This window comes from Vibrio sp. OY15, from assembly GCF_000742455.1.
In the GTDB taxonomy this organism is placed as follows: domain Bacteria; phylum Pseudomonadota; class Gammaproteobacteria; order Enterobacterales; family Vibrionaceae; genus Vibrio; species Vibrio alginolyticus.
Genome location: NZ_JPIL01000001.1, coordinates 426,987 through 444,655, shown reverse-complemented (window position 1 = coordinate 444,655; position 17,669 = coordinate 426,987). Strand labels below are relative to the sequence as shown.

The following is a 17,669-nucleotide window of genomic DNA, read 5'->3' as shown; positions in this document are numbered from 1 at the left end:
CGGGATTTAGAATGTGAGCACCAAACCACATTCGAGGAGAACAAAGTAGCGAATAAGTGGAAAGTAAGAACGAGCCCAATTGTTAAGTCATCCGTAATAAAAGTGACGACTTGGAGCTTGAGCAATACTTTTTAGATAGGCAGCAGATACGCTAAAAAACAAAAAGGAAACGATTGATGCCAACCGCTTCCTTGATTTGTTATTGCTATTTAAAAGTGCGTGAATTACGCCACTTCAAGAATCACTTTTTCCAACTTATCTAGGCCTTCATTTAGCACGTCAGATTCGATGGTCAGTGGAGGTAACAGACGAATCACGTTCGCTTTTACTCCACAAGAAAGCAGGATAAGGCCGTTTTCTTGCGCTTTAGAAATCACCGCTTTGGTCATCTCTTGCAGTGGTTTGCCTGATTCTGGGTCAGTAAACTCAATCGCCATCATTGCACCCGTGGTACGGATTTCACCAATAGCAGGCACAGATTGTTGCAGTTTGGTCATACGTGCATTGACCACTTCACCGATCCCAATCGCTTTAGCACACAAATCTTCTTCTTCGATGATTTTCAGCACTTCAAGACCAGCAACACAACCAAGTGGAGAGCCCGCGTAAGTGCCACCTAAACCACCCGGCAGCGCAGAGTCCATCACATCCGCTTTCCCAACCACCGCTGAGATTGGGAAACCACCAGCAATGCCTTTCGCCATTGTCATTAGGTCTGGTTCAATGCCTAGGTACTCTGTTGCAAACATTTTACCGGTACGAGCAAAACCCGTTTGGATTTCATCGGCAATCAGCATGATACCGTGCTTATCACACAGCTGACGTAAGCCTTGTGCAAACGCTTCAGGTGCTTTGTAGAAGCCGCCCTCACCTTGTACTGGCTCGAAGATTATCGCCGCAACGCGTGAAGGTTCGATATCGCAAGCAAATAGATCGTCGATTGCTTGTAAGCTTTGCTCAACGCTGATGCCGTGGAACGCATTTGGGTACGGCGCGTGATAGATTTCATTCGGGAAAGGACCAAAGCCTGCTTTATATGGCGCAACTTTACCAGTTAACCCCATAGTCATGTTTGTGCGACCGTGAAAGCCGCCTTTAAACGCTATCACGCCGCTACGGCCTGTATGAGCGCGTGCCACTTTTACGGCATTTTCGACCGCCTCGGCGCCAGTGGTTAGAAAGATCGCTTTCTTCTTAGTCTCACCTGGTACAAGTTCTGTCAGCTTTTCAGCCAGCTCTACGAATGACGCGTATGGCGTAACCATCGCACACGTGTGTGAGAAATTGTCCAGCTGAGCTTTTACCGCTTCGCTAATGCGCTTGTGAGAATGCCCGGTGTTAGTTACCGCGATACCCGCTGCAAAGTCTATGTATTTGTTGCCTTCGATATCCCATACGTAAGCGTTTTCTGCTTTCTCTACGTAAAGTGGGTACAGTGCGCCCATGCCTTGAGCGATAACTTGGCTTCTTCTTTCGTGCAGTTGTTGATTTGTCATTGTTTTGTCCTTAATTAGTTGCCGCCAAAGCAGAGATATTTCACGTCCATATATTCATCGATACCTTGTTTTGCTCCTTCGCGTCCGATGCCGGACTGCTTAACACCGCCGAAAGGAGCGACTTCAGTAGAAATCATGCCTTCGTTAATGCCAACCATGCCGTATTCGAGCGCTTCTGCGATTTTCCAAACACGGTGGATGTTTTGGCTGTAGAAGTACGACGCAAGGCCGTAGATGGTGTCGTTCGCCATTTCGACTAGCTGTTCGTCGCTGTCAAAACGAATCACTGGTGCGACAGGACCAAAGATTTCCTCAGAGACAATCTTCATGTCGTGAGTAACGTCTTTGAGCACCACTGGCTGCATAAATAGACCATCGAGCGTTTTGAGTTCTGAAACCGGCTTCGCGCCTTGCTCGATAGCACCATCGATCAACGCTTGAATGCCTTGCTTCGCTGACTCGCTGATCACTGGACCAATGTTGACCCCCTCTTCCAATCCGTTACCAACTTTGAGCTGCTGAACCGCAGCGTCAAACTTAGCAACGAATTCGTCATACACTTTGCTGTGTACATAGAAACGGTTCGCACAAACACACGTTTGGCCTGCGTTACGGAACTTCGACACCATCGCACCCGCCACGGCTGCATCAATGTCGGCATCATCGAATACGATAAACGGCGCGTTGCCACCGAGCTCCATTGAGGTACGTTTAATGTCCGCCGCGCTTTGCTGCATCAGCACACTACCAACTTGGGTAGAGCCAGTGAAAGACAACTTACGAATCAACGGATGCGAAGTGAAAATAGCGCCTACCTGACGTGAATTTTCACCCAGAACCACTTGCAGCACATCGCGAGGGATACCCGCTTGATAGGCAAGCTCTGCGACCACAAACGCAGACAGCGGCGTAGATTCAGATGGTTTTACGACAAAGCTACAACCGGCCGCTAAAGCTGGCCCTGCTTTGCGCGTGATCATCGCAATTGGGAAGTTCCACGGTGTAATCGCACAGGCGACACCAATTGGCTGTTTGATGGTCACCAAACGCTTGTCTGCACTTGGGGCAGGAATCGTCTCACCGTAGGTACGTTTCGCTTCTTCAGCAAACCATTCGATAAAGCTCGCACCGTAAAGCACTTCACCTTGAGCTTCCGCTAGCGGCTTACCTTGCTCTAACGTCATCAAACGGCCAAGGTCGGCTTTGTTTTCTAACAGAAGTTGGAACCAACGATTGAGCATGCCAGCACGCATTTTTGCTGGCAGTGCCGCCCACTTTTTCTGCGCCACACTGGCACGTTCAATGCCATTTAAAATGTCGTTTTCGGTTGAGACTGGTGCGTACCCGAGGAGTTCTCCGGTCGCCGGATTAGTCACTGCAATGCCCTGTTGTGGATTCGCTACCATAAACGAAACAAGGCTTTGGTTTTGTATCTGTTGCATGGTCATTCCTTTTGACAACTCATCATCGCCGCTAAGCCAGCGGCGAGTTTATGTTTAAGCAGGGATCTGCTGCGTAATGCAGTGAATGTTCCCTCCGCCGAGTAGAACCTCTCTCGACGGTATCGCGATGATTTGGTATTCCGGCATCGCGTTTTGCAAAATATCGATCGCAATAGCGTCGGTATCTTCATCCAACATCGGTAAGAACACATGTCCGTTGACGATAAGAAAGTTCGCATAAGAGGCACTTAGACGTTCGCCAGCTTGTCGACTCATTCCTGAACTGGCGTCAATGCCATTGGCTTCGCGCTCGCTGTAATGCAACGGACCCGGTAATGGCAAACGGACAATTTCAATCTCGCGCCCTTTCGCATCGTGCTGAGATTTCAGTACTTGTTCCGCTTGACGAGACAACGCGTATTGCGGATCGCTTGGGTCATCGCTCCAACTTAGTACCACCTTACCCGGTGCGATAACGTGCATCAGGTTGTCAACATGGCCGTCTGTTTCGTCATTGAATAAACCATTTGGCAACCAAATGATTTTTTCGATGCCGAGATACGCCTTTAACTGCTCTTCGATTTGCGCTTTGCTCAATTGCGGATTTCGCCCCGGACTAAGCAAGCACTCTTCTGTGGTGTAAAGGGTGCCTTCACCATCGGTGTGAATCGCCCCACCTTCAAGTACAAACGGTGCGCGGTAATAATCTATACCGATGATGTCGCACACCGAGCCAGCGACAAGATCGTCCTGCTGCCAGTTATCGTAAAGCCCGTTGTATTCGCCGCCCCACGCGTTAAATTGCCAACTAATCCCACGGCGCTCGCCCGCCTGATTCACGAGCACGGTCGGTCCAATATCGCGCATCCACGCATCGTTAAATGGGATTTCCACCAAACGTACGTCTGAGTGGAGCATTTGACGCGCTCGGTCAAAGTTGTGCGAGCATACCGCCACGCACACCTTGGTCACTTCCGCGATTAAGTTCGCGATTCTGGCAAAGGTTTCTTGCGCGGGTAATGCGTCATCACGCCAATTGTCTTTCCTTTCTGGCCACGCTAGCCAAACTTCACTAACCGGCTGAAACTCAGCCGGAAAATAGAAGCCATCTTGCGCTGGTGTTGTCGATAACTTCATACTAACGCCTCTTTAAACAGCTAGCTTGCCAACGCTGGTGTAAAGGTCTGGACGACGGTCGCGGAACAAGCCCCATGCGTGACGCGCTTTCGCTATCGCAGCGAGATCGATTTCTGCGTAAATGATGGTTTCACCTTCACGTGGTGCTTCGGCAATTTTTGCACCAGTGTGGTCAGTGATAAAAGAAGAGCCGTAGAACGTGGTCTCGATACCATCATCGACCTCAGTACCAACTCGGTTTGACGCGATGACTGGAACGAGGTTTGCTGCCGAGTGACCTTGCATTGTACGTTGCCAGTGGTCACGTGAATCCAACGTTGGATCTTGTGGCTCAGAACCGATTGCAGTTGGGTAAAAAATCGCTTCCGCGCCGTGCAGAGCCAAGCTGCGCGCAAGCTCTGGGAACCATTGGTCCCAACAAATGCCAGCACCGAACTTACCGAACTTGGTTTGCCACACTTTGAAACCGGTATCGCCAGGGCTAAAATAGTACTTTTCGCTGTAGCCCGGGCCATCAGGAATGTGTGACTTGCGGTAGTTATCTAGTACCGTACCATCGGCATCAATCATCACTAGCGAGTTAAAAAACGTGTTGCCCGCTTTTTCAAAGTAACTGACTGGAATAACGACGCCGAGCTCTTTAGCCAACGCACTCATCTCTTTAATAAGACGACAATTCTCCGTTTCTTCTGCAAGCTCGAAATACTTTGCTTCCTGTTTTTTGCAGAAGTAAGGCGCAGCGAACAGCTCTTGCGGAAGAATCACGTTCGCACCGTTTTGTGCTGCTTCACGAATCGCCTTTTTTGCTTTGGCTAGGTTATCTTCCAGATCCCAGCTTTTCGTCAGTTGAAGGGCTGCAAATTTCACCACTTTGCTCATTGGATATTCCTTATCTCTTAAATCGCCAGTTTGTCACGTAGGTTGTAGTAAGCCGCGCCCATTGCCGTAAACGGAATTTGGAAGTGGCGGCCACCCGGGAAGGAGTAATGTTTCAGTGCAGCAAACGCGTCGAAACGTTCAGCGTGTCCGGTCAGAGCTTCGGCCAGCAACTTACCTGCTAGGTGAGTACACGTTACACCGTGACCGCTGTAGCCTTGTAGGTAGTAAATGTTGTCTGCAAACGAGCCAAATTGCGGCATGCGTGAGTAAGTCAGCAAGAAGTTACCTGTCCAAGTGTAATCAATCTTGATGCCTTTCAATTGTGGGAAGACTTTCTCCATCTTCGGACGAATCAATGCTTCAATGTTTTCTGGGTCACGTGCGCCGTAAACCACGCCACCTCCGAACAACAAACGCTTGTCGGCGGTTAAGCGGAAGTAGTCAAGCAAGTAGTTACAGTCCTCAACGCAGTAGTCACTGGTCAGCACTTGTTTTAGCTGCTCATAACTCAAAGGCTGCGTCGCCACCACTTGTGTGCCACACGGAATCGCTTTGTTGCTGATGTTTGGTGCCAAACCACCAAGGTAGGCGTTACCTGCCAGTACCACGTACTTGCTCTTCACGCTGCCTTTCGCCGTTTTCACTACTGGGTTAATACCTTTATCAATCGACACGACCGCCGACTGCTCAAAGATTTGACCGCCTAGAGACGTAAACGCAGCAGCTTCACCCAATGCCAGTTTAAGCGGGTGAATGTGACCACCGCGCATATCCAGCAAACCGCCAGTGTACACTTTCGTACCTACCGCTTGTTCTACCTCTCCTGCGTCAAGCAGAGTCAGTTGGTCGTTGCCGTAACGCTCCCAGTTCTTCTTATGTTCTTCTAGCCCTTTGAGTTGTTTACTGTTCAGTGCCGTGAACAAGCCGCCTTGCTTGTAATCACAGTTGATGTCGTATTTGTCGATCAGACCACGGATGATATCGCCGCCTTCAAAAATCATATCGCACAGAGCTTTGGCTTGGTTTTGGTCGTAACGGCTTTCAATCACGTCAACATCTCGGCTGTAGCTGTTAACGATTTGGCCACCGTTACGACCAGTTGCTCCAAAGCCCACTTTTGCGCTTTCTAGCACAACAACTTTAAAACCTTTTTCTGCAAGGTGTAGTGCAGAAGAAAGACCAGAAAATCCCGCACCGACTACACACACATCGCACTCGATGTCGTTTTGCAACTGTGGGTATTCCGGCATGTTTGGCACAGAGTGCGCGTAGAACGAATCCGTATGCTTGTTCATAGAACTATTCCTTTATTTATCGTAATCGTCAGCAGGCTTAAGGATGGAGGCGAATCCAAGTGGTTTTGGTTTCGGTGAATTTTTCAATCGCGTGGAGAGACTTGTCTCGACCGTTTCCGCTCATTTTGAATCCACCAAATGGAACCGTCATGTCACCTTCGTTATAGTTGTTGACCCAAACCGAGCCGGCTTGCAGTCGTTTTGCTACGCGATGAACGCGGTTGATATTGCTACTCCAGAGTGCCGCGCCTAAGCCGTACTTCGAATCGTTAGCGATCTCAATTGCTTGCGCTTCGTCTTTGAATGGAATGACACACAGCACCGGACCAAAAATTTCCTCTTGAGCGACACGCATCTTGTTGTCGACGTTGTCTAAAATGGTTGGGGAAACAAATGCACCTTGCCCATCGACATCGCCGCCACAACGTACGTTTGCACCTTCTGATTCACCTAACGAGATGTATTCCAACACTTTTGATTTATGATCTTGGTCGATGAGCGCTCCCATGGATGAACTTGGGTCCATTGGGTCTTTTGGCGTGAACGCTTTCGACGCTTGAATAACTTTTTCTAAGAACTGATCTTTGATGCTTTCGTGAACAAGCAGGCGGGTTGCCGCGACGCACACCTCACCTTGGTTGTAGAAACACCCTGCGGCGGTTTCTGCTGCTGCGCGGTCTAGGTTGTCACAATCTTCGAACACGATGTTCGCGTTCTTACCGCCCGCTTCTGCAAACACGCGTTTTAGGTTGCTCTCACCCGATCTGACCATCAGTTGACCTGCAATGCGCGTCGAGCCTGTGAAGGCGATGCAGTCTACGTCTTGGTGTTTCGCCAGCGCGTCGCCAGCTTCATGACCAAAACCCGTAACGACTTGAAAAACGCCTGTTGGTAAGCCCGCTCGAGAAGCAAGTTGACCTAGGAATATCGCGGTGAGAGAAGATTTTTCTGACGGTTTTAGAATCACGCTGTTACCAGCGGCTAAAGCAGGGCCAAGCTTCCAGCACGCAAGCCAAAGGGGGAAGTTCCACGGTACAACCGCAGCAACCACACCAATTGGTTGATGAGAAATAAAAGCGTGTACATCTTTTTCAGTTGGGGCAACTTCGCCGTATACTTTGTCGATTGCTTCTGCGTACCAGCGTAATGCACTCGCCGCACCAGGAATATCGGTAGAGAAGCTGTGAGAGATAGGCTTACCGGTATCAAGCGTTTCTAGCAGAGCCAAGTCTTCTTGGTGTTGATCAATCAAGTCAGCAAACTGTTTAAGCACTGCTTTGCGATGAGCTGGGCTGCTCTCGCTCCACTGACCGGATTGAAATGCTTGGCGAGCGTATGAAACCGCGAGATCAACATCTTCATTTTGGCAACGGGCGATTTCGGTGAATATCTCATCTGTTGCTGGGTTAACTACCGGGATGGTTTGCCCTGTTAAAGCGGCACTGTATTCACCGTTAATGTACGCCCTGTTTTCGATGTTTAGATTGTTTTTTAGTTCAATCCATTGCTCTTGGGTTTTCATACGCTCTCCTTGTGATCACACAAGGCAAGCCCCCACTAAAATGTGGTTGGCGTATGCGCACTTATCATTCGACAAGCCTTGTCTGTGTGATTAGTAAATCGATGGGGCTTCGTCGTATCAATAATGTACGACTCGCCCGCTGTTATGACATGAGATTGCCCTTTATATTCCAGAGTGATTTCACCCTCTAATACGGTGCCAATCTCTTCGCCTTCGTGTTTGATTTCTGCCGCACCAGTGGTTCCATAAGGTGCGTATTCCTCGATCAAGAATCCGATGACTTGATCTTTGTCGCCATTCGTTACCAGTTTCATGGACACCGTCTCGCTCCCGATTTCCACAAGATCTGACGGCCTGATGACTACTTTCACTTCATCGTTCGAAGGTTGTTCAAAAGTGAAAAACTCTGATAACGATAAAGAAAATACATTAACGATTTTTTGTAGTGAGCTGACCGACGGGCTCACTTTGCCATTTTCAATGGATGAGATTGCACTGTGGGTAATACCTGCGCGCTCGGCTAGTTCCCTTTGTGACAATCCATGTTTTTTTCGTAACTGAACAATATTTTTACCAATCTCTTGATTGTCCATTCATACAGCTCCAAACGTTTAACGAGAGGTAGCCATCATAAATTCATTGAACAAAATTTGAGAGAAATGATTGGTTTTTGCTTCCCATTCTGGGTGCCACTGCACGCCAACGAAAAATTTTTGATTAGGAAGACTAAATGCTTCTACCAAGCCATCCGGGGCTTTAGCTTCTACTTGTAAGAGAGGAGCAAGCTGATCGACGCCTTGGTTGTGTAGTGTGTTCACTTCAAAGAAGGTGGTATTTTCCCAATGATTTTGCACCAGCCATTGTTCAAATAAGCTCTGCTTTTGAACTAGCACAGCGTGTGCTGGCGCGTATTTTTGTTCGAAATCTTCAACAGGCGCTTCACGATGGTCATTGAAGCCGGAGTCATGAACGGCTGGGTTTAACGAGCCACCAAGTGCGACATTCATCTCTTGAAAACCGCGGCAAATACCAAGGCACGGAATGTTTTGGTCAACCGCATGACGAATTAACGTGAATGAGAGCTCATCACGAGCTTCATCTTTGTAGCTCTCTTCGTGCGTTGCATTGTATCGATGTGGCGCAACGTTAGAGTGGCTGCCAGGAAAAAGAAAACCATCACATATGTCTAGGATGGTGGTTACGTCATCGCCCGACATGTCGGGAGCCAACATAATCGGTAGTCCTCCAAAATCCTTTATGGCGCGAAGGTAAAAGTCGTTGACCGCTTGTATCTGATAGCCACCCAACTCTTTAGCGCAGCTAACCACACCAATGATGGGTTTGTGTGTATCTGCCATGATATGTCCTTGTTCAATTTATTTAACACAAACCCTACAAACCATGTACAAAATTATCAACACAGATGACCATTATTATCGTCACAACGTGATCTGAAGCACTTTTTAGGCTTCAAAACTGAATATTTATGCTCATTATATTGAACAAAACAAAACCAACTGTTACAAAATAGTTAACAGAAAGACATAAAAACCAGCCGTTAAACATCAAAAACACAGTGTAAATAACTGTTTAAATTAAAAATAACCTAAAAAACAAACAGCTCGCTCAGAGTGCTGTAATTTATTTGTTAATTTGGTTATTTCTAATTTCTACTCGTCAGGCTATTTGGAGAAGAAAATGGAATCGTATCTACAGGAAGTACAAAATTTTAAACAAAAATGGCCCGATATTGAATTTATCGATCTCATCTTTACCGATATAAATGCCACCCCAAGAGGAAAACGCATCCCGATAGATGCTCTAGAAAAACTGAATAAAGGTGTTGCCCTCCCCCTTTCGACCATCACCCTAGATACCAAAGGTAACGTCGTTGAAACGGCCGGGTTGGGAGAAGATCTCGGAGAGCCAGATAATCTCTGCTATCCAATCAGCGGCACCTTAATGCCGACGGCAAAAGAACAAGTTGGTCAGCTACTGCTTAGTATGATGGATGAAACCGGGCAGCACCCTAACCCACTGTTCATCCGAAACATTCTCGCTTCTATATTGCAAACACTGCATGCTAAAGACCAATATCCTTGTGTCGCGCTCGAGCTGGAGTTCTATTTAATAGACAAAACCCGCGGCGAAAATGGCGAACCATTAACGGCAATTAACCCCACGAAAAAAACTCGAGAAAAAGATACCGAGGTTTACGACCTTGATGGACTAGATGACTACGCTGATTTCTTGGCCGACCTTAATCGAATTGCATTAGAACAAGGTTTAAACACTTCCGGAGCCCTATCTGAATCGGCACCAGGGCAGTTCGAAATCAACTTCAACCATTCTAAAGATGTACTTCGAGCATGTGATGAAATCATCATCGCAAAACGCTTGATTCGCCAGGTCGCTCATCAGCACGGATTTGACGCCACATTTATGGCGAAACCTTTTAGTGAGCAAGCGGGTAATGGCATGCACATTCATCTCAGCTTGGTTGATACAGATGGTAACAACCACTTTAGCCAATCAGACGGTCAAGCGAGCGCCTTCTTCTATCAAACCATGGCAGCGATGCTGTCACAAACATCCGATGCCATGGCCCTAATCTGTCCTAACGTTAACTCTTACCGTCGCTTTGTTCCTGGCGCTTACGTCCCAACCAAAGCCGATTGGGGAGAAAACCACCGCGGTGTTGCGTTGCGTGTGCCTATCAGCGATAGCAAAAATCGCCGTATAGAGCATCGTATAGCAGGCGCTGACGTTAACCCATACATTCTCGCTGCAGTAGTACTTTCCGCAGTATTAGCGAGTGAAAGCTACACCAAAGATCAATGTCCACCGACTCTCAGTGATGATGCAATTGAGTTACCTCTGCGTATGTCAGAAGCTCTAGAGCGACTGGAGCACAGTGAGCTAGCTCAATACATCTCAAGAGACTTTATCGATTTGTATCTAGCTTGCAAACAGAGTGAACTCGCAGAATTTGAGCGAGCGATTACTCCATTGGAAATCGACTGGATGTTGCACTCGGCATAAACAAAGGAAATGAACTTTATGACTACGCAGACCAAGGCGCTGGATGCGCCTCTTAAAATCAACTCTCAACACATTATTGTTTCTTTAATCTCGGTTGCGACGTTTGTCTTTTTTACCACAATCGGTTTGAACCATGAGGAAGGCGAAGCCTACGGATGGATGAGTCTTTTACCAACGGCGTTGGTATTGGTCTTTGCGCTGACAACACACCGAACTGTGGAAGCCCTCTTTAGCGGCGCTATTGCCGGTGTTCTTCTGCTTAACCCAACTGAAGCGGTGGAACAGATTGTTGATATTTCCATGAGTGTAATGATGGATGAAACTATCGCCTGGATCATCCTCGTTTGTGGTTTGATGGGCGGCCTAATTGCTATTTTGGAGAAAGGCGGCAGTATCTTAAGCTTCTCCGACATGCTGGTCACGAAAGTAAAAAGCCGTAAGCAATCGATGCTGATGACCTTTGCGTTAGGTATTCTGATCTTTATCGACGATTATTTGAATGCGATTGCAATTTCTTCCTCAATGAAAAAAGTTACGGACGGCTACCAAATCTCGCGTGAAAAGCTCTCATATCTTGTGGATTCAACCGCCGCGCCTATCTGTATCCTCGTACCGATTTCCACTTGGGCAATTTTCTTCAGTTCGTTGCTAGAAGCAAACGGAGTAGCAGAAGCGGGAGATGGTATCAAAGCATACATTGAAGCTATTCCATACATGGCTTACGGCTGGGTAACGCTGGTGATTGTTTTGCTGGTTGCAATGGAAAAGATCCCAGATCTAGGTGCGATGAAAAAGGCAGAAAAGCGTGCGAAGAATGGTCAAGTTCGTCCAGACGGTGCAACAGATGTCGACTTTGGTCCCGATGTATCTGCACATACCAACCCAACCATGGGCCTTGTCAACTTCTTGTTGCCGATGATCGTACTCGTTGCCGCAAGTTGGTACTTTGGTATCGATCTACTTGCTGGTGTTTTCGTCGCGCTAATCTTTACTATTAGCTTTTACGGCGCACAAAAACTGATCTCGATGAACGACATGTTCGAAGCTGTTTATGATGGCATTAAGGTTATGCTACTGCCGCTTGCGACCGTTATTGGTGGTTTCATGTTGAAATCGGTCAACGACTCATTGGGCGTCACGCAGTATGTCATTGAGACCGTCAGCCCTTACCTGTCAGCGTCTTACTTCCCGGCGATTATCTTTATGATTACGGGCGCGTTGGTATTTGCAACGGCATCGTCTTGGGGAACGTTTGCAGTAGCGATGCCAATTGTTCTACCTTTGGGCGAACAGCTTGGTGTGCCTCTACACTTAACCGTTGCAGCGCTGCTTTCAGCATCAGCGGCAGGGAGCCACTCTTGTTTCTTTAGTGACTCAACCGTGTTATCTGCACAAGGTTCGGGCTGTACAGCAATGCAACACGCAACCACACAGTTTCCTTATGCGTTGATTGGTATTGTTGCAACCGCGATTTTCTTCTTCATCATCGGTTAGCCCCTTTATCTAATTGCAAAACCCTGCTCAAAAATAGCGGGGTTTTGTTCTATCAAGTCAAATGATCCTCTTAAAACTACTTTACGCCCGTTCAGTATAAAAATACTCAAAGATATACAGCTGCACTCAATAAGGGTTTGGTAAACCTAATATTTTTGGTTTACGCTTAGCGAAGCGTTTATTGTGCAACAAGGCAGCTTTTGAGTAACTTAAATGCCGCCTTAATACAGTGTTAACGGTTGGAGAGACATGAAAAAGTTAGCCCATGAGATATGGATATTTGACGGAGATCCCGTCCAATTCTTAGGACTCCCATACACCACTCGTATGACTATTGTTAGGCTTTCTGATGGTGGCCTTTGGATTCATAGTCCAATTAAGTTATCAAATTCGATTAGAGAGCAAATCAACAATCTAGGCCAAGTGAAATACTTAATCGCTCCTAATCATTTACACCACTTGTTCTTATCTGAATGGGTATCTGCCTATCCTAGCGCAGAAGTTTATGGCACAGATGAAGTCATTAAGAAGTGCCGTGATATACACTTTCACGCTTCACTTAACCAAGGCGGTAATGCTTGGAACTCTGAGATTGAACAAGAACTATTTTCTGGCTCTCCATTAATGGAAGAGTGTGTGTTTTATCATCGACGTTCAAAGACCTTAATTGTTACTGACCTCGTCGAGAATTTTTCTGGCCAGAACTTTAACTACTGGCAGCGGTTTGTGGCTAAAGGGGCCGGTATTCTTGCTCCGAATGGAAAAATGCCTTTGGATTGGCGCCTAAGTTTTATGTTTAGCAAACAAGAGGCTCGAAAACACTTAAATAAATTGCTGTCTTGGAAACCTAATATATTGGTTATGGCTCACGGCGAAATCGTCCTTGATAATGCAGACGAGTTCTTACAGCGCTCTTTTAAGTGGCTAGTATGAGACAACATTGAAAACTCACACAACAGAATAGACAAGAAGCTATTTTAAAACATTAGGCCCTTTTAGCTTAGTCTTAGGGGGCAATTTACAGAACTACACGTTATGTTTAACGATAAGCTCCCCTATTCCTCTTAATTGAGCATTATGCAGCAATTTAAAATTCCGTTAGAATTGCACTTCAAAAACTTCAATGCGAAGAATTCTGAACATTGATACGGACATAAGTTCAAGAGTTAACATAACGCTATAGCAATCTCTTACTAATTATTTTGCTTCGAGACATTGGCATACTCCCGAAACAAACCCTTCGACTCTAAAGGTTTTGTTAATAACTGTTGCCATGCTTGTTAGTTATTCTCGTTGAACTCAGTATCTTGAAGTTGTTTGAATATATAAATTTAAAAAAGAGACATAAGATGCACAAAAAACTCATCATTCTAAGCTTGCCTATTCTATTAGCCGCATGTGCGGCACCAAAGTATACGGTAGAAACAATCTCGAAAGAAAATCAGAGCAAGGAAATCACCATCGTAAAAGACAACGCCACGCGAGATGTTTTCTTAGATTCGATGCAAGACTGGTGTTTGGATACCGCCCATAAATGCACAGTCGTAAGCGACGGCACGCCTCCTGTTAGCTCTGAGCTAACACTTACTTACGTATCACGCTGGAGCTGGGATTTTAGAACATTTATCGCTGATGCTCAGATCAAAGCCTACAAAAATAACGAAAAAGTAGGACAAGTTGAATTTAAAGCACCAAACAGCGCGAATCCAGATAAATGGGGTAAAGACAACAAACGAATCATTTCGATGATGGATTTGTTATTCGGTAAACAAACCGTGAGTGAGGCTCAATCCAAGATTAAGCTGGGCGAAATGTAATGAGTCGAACAATTGCCCATTTAACAAGCATCATATATTTGTAGAGAAAGATAGGAATGTTTAAGTGACTGAAGTCAAAACCATTGGGCTTTTCTTTATAACCGCCATTGCAGAAATATTAGGCTGCTACTTACCTTATCTCTGGTTAAAGGAAGATAAGTCAGTTTGGCTTTTGGTACCAGCAGCGCTATGCCTTGCTATGTTTGCTTGGCTTCTATCTTTACATCCTACCGCAACTGGCAGAGTTTATGCCGCTTACGGTGGTGTCTATATTTTTGTCGCAATTCTATGGTTGTGGTGTATCGACGGCGTTCGACCAACGCTCTGGGACATAGTGGGGGTTTCTGTCGCTATGCTTGGCATGTCAATCATCATGTTTTCACCCAGAGCATCCTAAACGTAACCGAGGGAAACCCTTACGCTTAGTATTTTGGCTATGTGCTAGATTTATTGATTAATAACATTATGACGTAATTGCTACATAGCCAAAGTATGCTTGGGCTTCACCCCAAAACAGCGCTATTTATAGGAGATACCAATGAACCATGCAGTGAAGGCAAGATTTGATGAGCATCCAAAACATGTGCGTATTCGGATAGAAGAGCTACGAAATATCGTCTTAACTATCGCTTCTGAATTAAAACTGGGGGAAGTTGAAGAATCTCTAAAATGGGGAGAGCCAAGCTACAGTGTGAAAACAGGTAGCCCGGTAAGGATGGATTGGAAACAGAAAACGCCTAGTCGTTATTATCTGTTCTTTAATTGCCAAACTAAGCTCGTCGACACATTCCGCGAACTGTATAGTGACTCACTTGAGTTTCAGGGTAATCGAGCAATAATTCTATCTTTATCAGCACCTTTGCCAGAAGCTTCAATCAAGACCTGTTTAGAATTAGCATTAACCTATCAAAAGCGAAAGAACTTACCTCTTTTAGGTATGTAAAATCGCTTAATAAAACTATTTACGGCCGATTAACCATATTCAACTACTCTACCTTTGTATCCTTTTTAATGCTTCCGCAGTAAAGTTTTAGATTAAGTGGTCACGTTAATAGCGCCGTAACCAAACTAGTAATATCGAAATAAAGAAGAGTTTATGAAATCAAAAATCTTGTTCTTACTTATGCTTGGAGCTCATTTCAATGCTTTTTCAGCGACGAACTATCAAGTCAATGTGGTAGTAACAGAGCCTCAATCAACATTCATTTTTCCGACTTTTGAAATATCCTCTAAAGGAAAAAGCAAAACCAGTTTTGTCGACGGCTGCACGTACTTAGGAACCCTTTCAGAACCGAGCAAAAATAGCATACAGCTTGAAGCTACCATGTCATGCAACCGAGATGGCGCTACGTCAAGGATGGAAATGCCGGTATTTGTACTCAACTCCGAGGGTCAAAGCGCGAGTTATGATCTTGTAGAAAACGGGATCGTGATGTGGAAATATTCTGTAGAAGTTAAGCCGTCACTTAAAAAGTGATATATCAGAAATACTAAAGTAACAATCAGCACTATTAACCGCCGTTTAAGTGTAATAGGTATATTCTTTACGACTTAATGACGTTACTTGTTGCCGCAAGTCTCCAACTCATGTACAAAACAGCCCTAATTTTAATAGGAGCTAAGTGGCATGAATTTAATTGTACGTCAGGTAACTTTAGGTGATGCTGAATGCATTACAAACGTCCTCAATCCCATCATTATTGAAGGTTTATACACTGTATTAGATACGCCTTTCACACCTGAAGAAAAAAAAGAGTTCATTACTCATTTCCCAGAACGGGGCGTGTTTACAGTCGCTTTATCCGAAAATAGCTCACAAGTTGCATATTTCGGAACATTCCGATCAGTCATTTCGGGATTATCCGATCACTTTTAACCTAACTCCGAAATTGGTGATCGGAATAGCGAAAACCGCGATCGGAAAGCCCGAACTCCTACCTTTCCTCTTTTAGAACAATAGCTCGCTATTCTTTACTTCTTAAACAAGTAAGTAAGGAAGCGACAATGGCAAAAAGAGGAATCCAATGAACAAAATAAGAGAGGTATTACGCCTTAAGTACGACTGCAGTCTTTCAAATCGCAGCATCGCTTCTTGCCTTAAACTCGGCCCTTCCACCATATCGGAACTCCTTACTCGCTTTAAACAAAGCCAACTTGGTTGGCCTCTACCTGAAAGTTGTAGCGATGCTGATCTCACTCAAGCTCTGTATCACGGCAACAAAGCCAGTCGCGATAAAGTCATGCCAGACTCCATTCAATACGCAGTCGAACTCAGACGTAAAGGTATGACGAAGATGTTGTTGTGGCAGGAACATCATGAGCAATATCAAGAGCAAGCTTACGCTTACACTCAGTTCTGCGAGCACTTCACTCGTTGGTTCAAAACCTAAAAGCGCAGCATGCGTCAGCTCCATGTGGCAGGTGACAAGCTGTTTATCGATTACTGTGGGCTTCGGCTTCAGGTAGTCAATCCTGACACAGGCGAAGTACGAGAAGCAGAAGTGTTCGTGGCGACCTTGGGCGCGTCCAATTACACCTATGTTGAAGCCTTCTCAAGCCAAGGTAAGTCATACAGGTTAGAGGCGCGCCAATGCGTTAGAGCACCTCGGCGGCGTACCACAACACTTGGTTCCCGATAATCTGCGTAGCGCGGTCACCAAAGCTAACCAATATGAGCCAAGGCTTAACGAGAGTTATCAGAAACTGGCGAATCACTATCAAACTGCCGTAATGCCAGCTCGTCCCTGCAAACCAAAAGGCAAAGCGAAGGCCGAGAATGCCGAACTCTTAGTAGAGCGCTGGATCATGGTGCGGCTACGACACAAACCTTCCATACCTTCAAGGAACTGAATCTCGCCATCCGTCAGCTTATGAACGACTTAAACCAACGTGAGATGAAACAGTATGGTGCAAGTCGTAAAGCGTTGTTCGACAAACTCGATAAGCCTCCGTTCCCCCTCCCCAAAAAAATACAGCGTTACCTGTATACCTAAACCAAACGAGCCAAAGTCGGGCCTGATTATCACATCGAATATCGCCGCCACCACTACTCGTGCCACATCAACTTGTAGGTCACCATGTCGAACTGGAAGCCTACAACCGTCTCGTGCAGATCTACCATCAAGGTAACTTGGTCGCCCAGCATCCACTCAGCCAAAGAGAGCGCGGAAACAGCACCCAACCAGAGCACATGCCGAGTAATCATCAACATCAGAAGTGGTCGCTTGGACGCCTGCTCAACTAAGGGAGCCAATATCGGCCCAGCTATGCGAGAAGCCGTTAATAAGATGCTCAACTCCAAGCCTCATCCAGAGCAGTCGTATCGCTCCTGCCTTGAGCTGCTCAATCTGAACAAAGCGCATGGCGAATCGCGCTTAAAGCAAGCCTGTAACGATGCGCTGATGCTGACAAAACCGAACTACACCTTCATCAGCAATCTACTGAAAAATAATCGAGAAGGGCAACTAAGCAAAGACAAGGCGAGCACGCCGAACCTAGTTCATAGCAATGTCCGTGGCCCGAACTGTTATCACTAGGAGAAAAGA

15 protein-coding genes and 2 pseudogenes are annotated in these 17,669 nt (G+C 46.1%); 9 read left to right on the top strand and 8 right to left on the bottom strand.

Annotation, left to right across the window (positions count from 1 at the left end; translation table 11 throughout):
* Window positions 1–224: 224 nt before the first annotated feature.
* The 8 genes from gabT to IJ23_RS01960 are packed head-to-tail and all read right to left on the bottom strand — an operon-like array spanning window position 225 to window position 9,129.
* Complete coding sequence (gabT, locus tag IJ23_RS01995) at window positions 225–1,496, bottom strand: 4-aminobutyrate--2-oxoglutarate transaminase (protein ID WP_033905199.1); 1,272 nt, start codon at window positions 1,494–1,496, stop codon at window positions 225–227.
* Window positions 1,497–1,510: 14 nt separating this feature from the next.
* Entirely contained in the window at window positions 1,511–2,938 is a 1,428-nt protein-coding gene (locus tag IJ23_RS01990; protein ID WP_033905198.1) for an NAD-dependent succinate-semialdehyde dehydrogenase, read from the bottom strand.
* 54 nt (window positions 2,939–2,992) lie between these two features.
* On the bottom strand, window positions 2,993–4,075 hold the full coding sequence (gene aguA, locus IJ23_RS01985; protein ID WP_033905197.1) for an agmatine deiminase: 1,083 nt from the start codon (window positions 4,073–4,075) through the stop codon (window positions 2,993–2,995).
* Window positions 4,076–4,087: 12 nt separating this feature from the next.
* On the bottom strand, window positions 4,088–4,954 hold the full coding sequence (gene aguB / locus IJ23_RS01980; protein WP_033905196.1) for an N-carbamoylputrescine amidase: 867 nt from the start codon (window positions 4,952–4,954) through the stop codon (window positions 4,088–4,090).
* 17 nt (window positions 4,955–4,971) lie between these two features.
* Entirely contained in the window at window positions 4,972–6,249 is a 1,278-nt protein-coding gene (locus tag IJ23_RS01975) for an NAD(P)/FAD-dependent oxidoreductase (RefSeq protein WP_033905195.1), read from the bottom strand.
* 37 nt (window positions 6,250–6,286) lie between these two features.
* A complete protein-coding gene (locus IJ23_RS01970) occupies window positions 6,287–7,771 on the bottom strand; it encodes an aldehyde dehydrogenase (RefSeq protein ID WP_033905194.1) in 1,485 nt (494 codons plus the stop codon).
* A gap of 35 nt (window positions 7,772–7,806) precedes the next feature.
* On the bottom strand, window positions 7,807–8,364 hold the full coding sequence (gene puuR / locus IJ23_RS01965; RefSeq protein ID WP_033905193.1) for an HTH-type transcriptional regulator PuuR: 558 nt from the start codon (window positions 8,362–8,364) through the stop codon (window positions 7,807–7,809).
* A gap of 18 nt (window positions 8,365–8,382) precedes the next feature.
* Window positions 8,383–9,129: a gamma-glutamyl-gamma-aminobutyrate hydrolase family protein gene (locus IJ23_RS01960; protein WP_005377814.1), complete on the bottom strand. Its 747-nt coding sequence runs from the start codon at window positions 9,127–9,129 to the stop codon at window positions 8,383–8,385.
* A gap of 340 nt (window positions 9,130–9,469) precedes the next feature.
* On the opposite strand from IJ23_RS01960, the gene IJ23_RS01955 reads away from it, so the two are divergent.
* The 9 genes and pseudogenes from IJ23_RS01955 (at window position 9,470) to istA (ending at window position 17,660) form a co-directional block, all read left to right on the top strand.
* Window positions 9,470–10,813, top strand: a complete 1,344-nt coding sequence (locus tag IJ23_RS01955; RefSeq protein ID WP_005377815.1) for a glutamine synthetase family protein — start codon at window positions 9,470–9,472, stop codon at window positions 10,811–10,813.
* Window positions 10,814–10,831: 18 nt separating this feature from the next.
* Window positions 10,832–12,307 (top strand): Na+/H+ antiporter NhaC family protein, encoded by a 1,476-nt coding sequence (locus IJ23_RS01950; protein ID WP_005377816.1) that lies wholly within the window; start codon window positions 10,832–10,834, stop codon window positions 12,305–12,307.
* A 249-nt stretch (window positions 12,308–12,556) separates the two neighbouring features.
* Entirely contained in the window at window positions 12,557–13,240 is a 684-nt protein-coding gene (locus tag IJ23_RS01945; protein ID WP_033905192.1) for a DUF4336 domain-containing protein, read from the top strand.
* Between the two features lie 416 nt (window positions 13,241–13,656).
* Window positions 13,657–14,124: an Sbal_3080 family lipoprotein gene (locus IJ23_RS01940; protein ID WP_005385757.1), complete on the top strand. Its 468-nt coding sequence runs from the start codon at window positions 13,657–13,659 to the stop codon at window positions 14,122–14,124.
* Between the two features lie 64 nt (window positions 14,125–14,188).
* Complete coding sequence (locus tag IJ23_RS01935) at window positions 14,189–14,521, top strand: YnfA family protein (RefSeq protein ID WP_005377819.1); 333 nt, start codon at window positions 14,189–14,191, stop codon at window positions 14,519–14,521.
* Window positions 14,522–14,662: 141 nt separating this feature from the next.
* A complete protein-coding gene (locus tag IJ23_RS01930) occupies window positions 14,663–15,067 on the top strand; it encodes a DUF1801 domain-containing protein (protein WP_033905191.1) in 405 nt (134 codons plus the stop codon).
* Window positions 15,068–15,220: 153 nt separating this feature from the next.
* Window positions 15,221–15,601 (top strand): hypothetical protein, encoded by a 381-nt coding sequence (locus tag IJ23_RS01925; RefSeq protein ID WP_033905190.1) that lies wholly within the window; start codon window positions 15,221–15,223, stop codon window positions 15,599–15,601.
* A 150-nt stretch (window positions 15,602–15,751) separates the two neighbouring features.
* Window positions 15,752–15,955: pseudogene (locus IJ23_RS01920) on the top strand (GNAT family N-acetyltransferase); the annotation flags it as partial.
* A gap of 193 nt (window positions 15,956–16,148) precedes the next feature.
* A pseudogene (istA, locus tag IJ23_RS01915) lies at window positions 16,149–17,660 on the top strand (IS21 family transposase).
* Window positions 17,661–17,669 lie beyond the last annotated feature (9 nt).

Excerpts from the sequence above, each read along its gene's own strand:
- gabT (WP_033905199.1), bottom strand. The coding sequence starts at position 1,496 with ATGACAAATCAACAACTGCACGAAAGAAGAAGCCAAGTTATCGCTCAA.
- IJ23_RS01990 (WP_033905198.1), bottom strand. The coding sequence starts at position 2,938 with ATGCAACAGATACAAAACCAAAGCCTTGTTTCGTTTATGGTAGCGAAT.
- aguA (WP_033905197.1), bottom strand. The coding sequence starts at position 4,075 with ATGAAGTTATCGACAACACCAGCGCAAGATGGCTTCTATTTTCCGGCT.
- aguB (WP_033905196.1), bottom strand. The coding sequence starts at position 4,954 with ATGAGCAAAGTGGTGAAATTTGCAGCCCTTCAACTGACGAAAAGCTGG.
- IJ23_RS01975 (WP_033905195.1), bottom strand. The coding sequence starts at position 6,249 with ATGAACAAGCATACGGATTCGTTCTACGCGCACTCTGTGCCAAACATG.
- IJ23_RS01970 (WP_033905194.1), bottom strand. The coding sequence starts at position 7,771 with ATGAAAACCCAAGAGCAATGGATTGAACTAAAAAACAATCTAAACATC.
- puuR (WP_033905193.1), bottom strand. The coding sequence starts at position 8,364 with ATGGACAATCAAGAGATTGGTAAAAATATTGTTCAGTTACGAAAAAAA.
- IJ23_RS01960 (WP_005377814.1), bottom strand. The coding sequence starts at position 9,129 with ATGGCAGATACACACAAACCCATCATTGGTGTGGTTAGCTGCGCTAAA.
- IJ23_RS01955 (WP_005377815.1), top strand. The coding sequence starts at position 9,470 with ATGGAATCGTATCTACAGGAAGTACAAAATTTTAAACAAAAATGGCCC.
- IJ23_RS01950 (WP_005377816.1), top strand. The coding sequence starts at position 10,832 with ATGACTACGCAGACCAAGGCGCTGGATGCGCCTCTTAAAATCAACTCT.
- IJ23_RS01945 (WP_033905192.1), top strand. The coding sequence starts at position 12,557 with ATGAAAAAGTTAGCCCATGAGATATGGATATTTGACGGAGATCCCGTC.
- IJ23_RS01940 (WP_005385757.1), top strand. The coding sequence starts at position 13,657 with ATGCACAAAAAACTCATCATTCTAAGCTTGCCTATTCTATTAGCCGCA.
- IJ23_RS01930 (WP_033905191.1), top strand. The coding sequence starts at position 14,663 with ATGAACCATGCAGTGAAGGCAAGATTTGATGAGCATCCAAAACATGTG.
- IJ23_RS01925 (WP_033905190.1), top strand. The coding sequence starts at position 15,221 with ATGAAATCAAAAATCTTGTTCTTACTTATGCTTGGAGCTCATTTCAAT.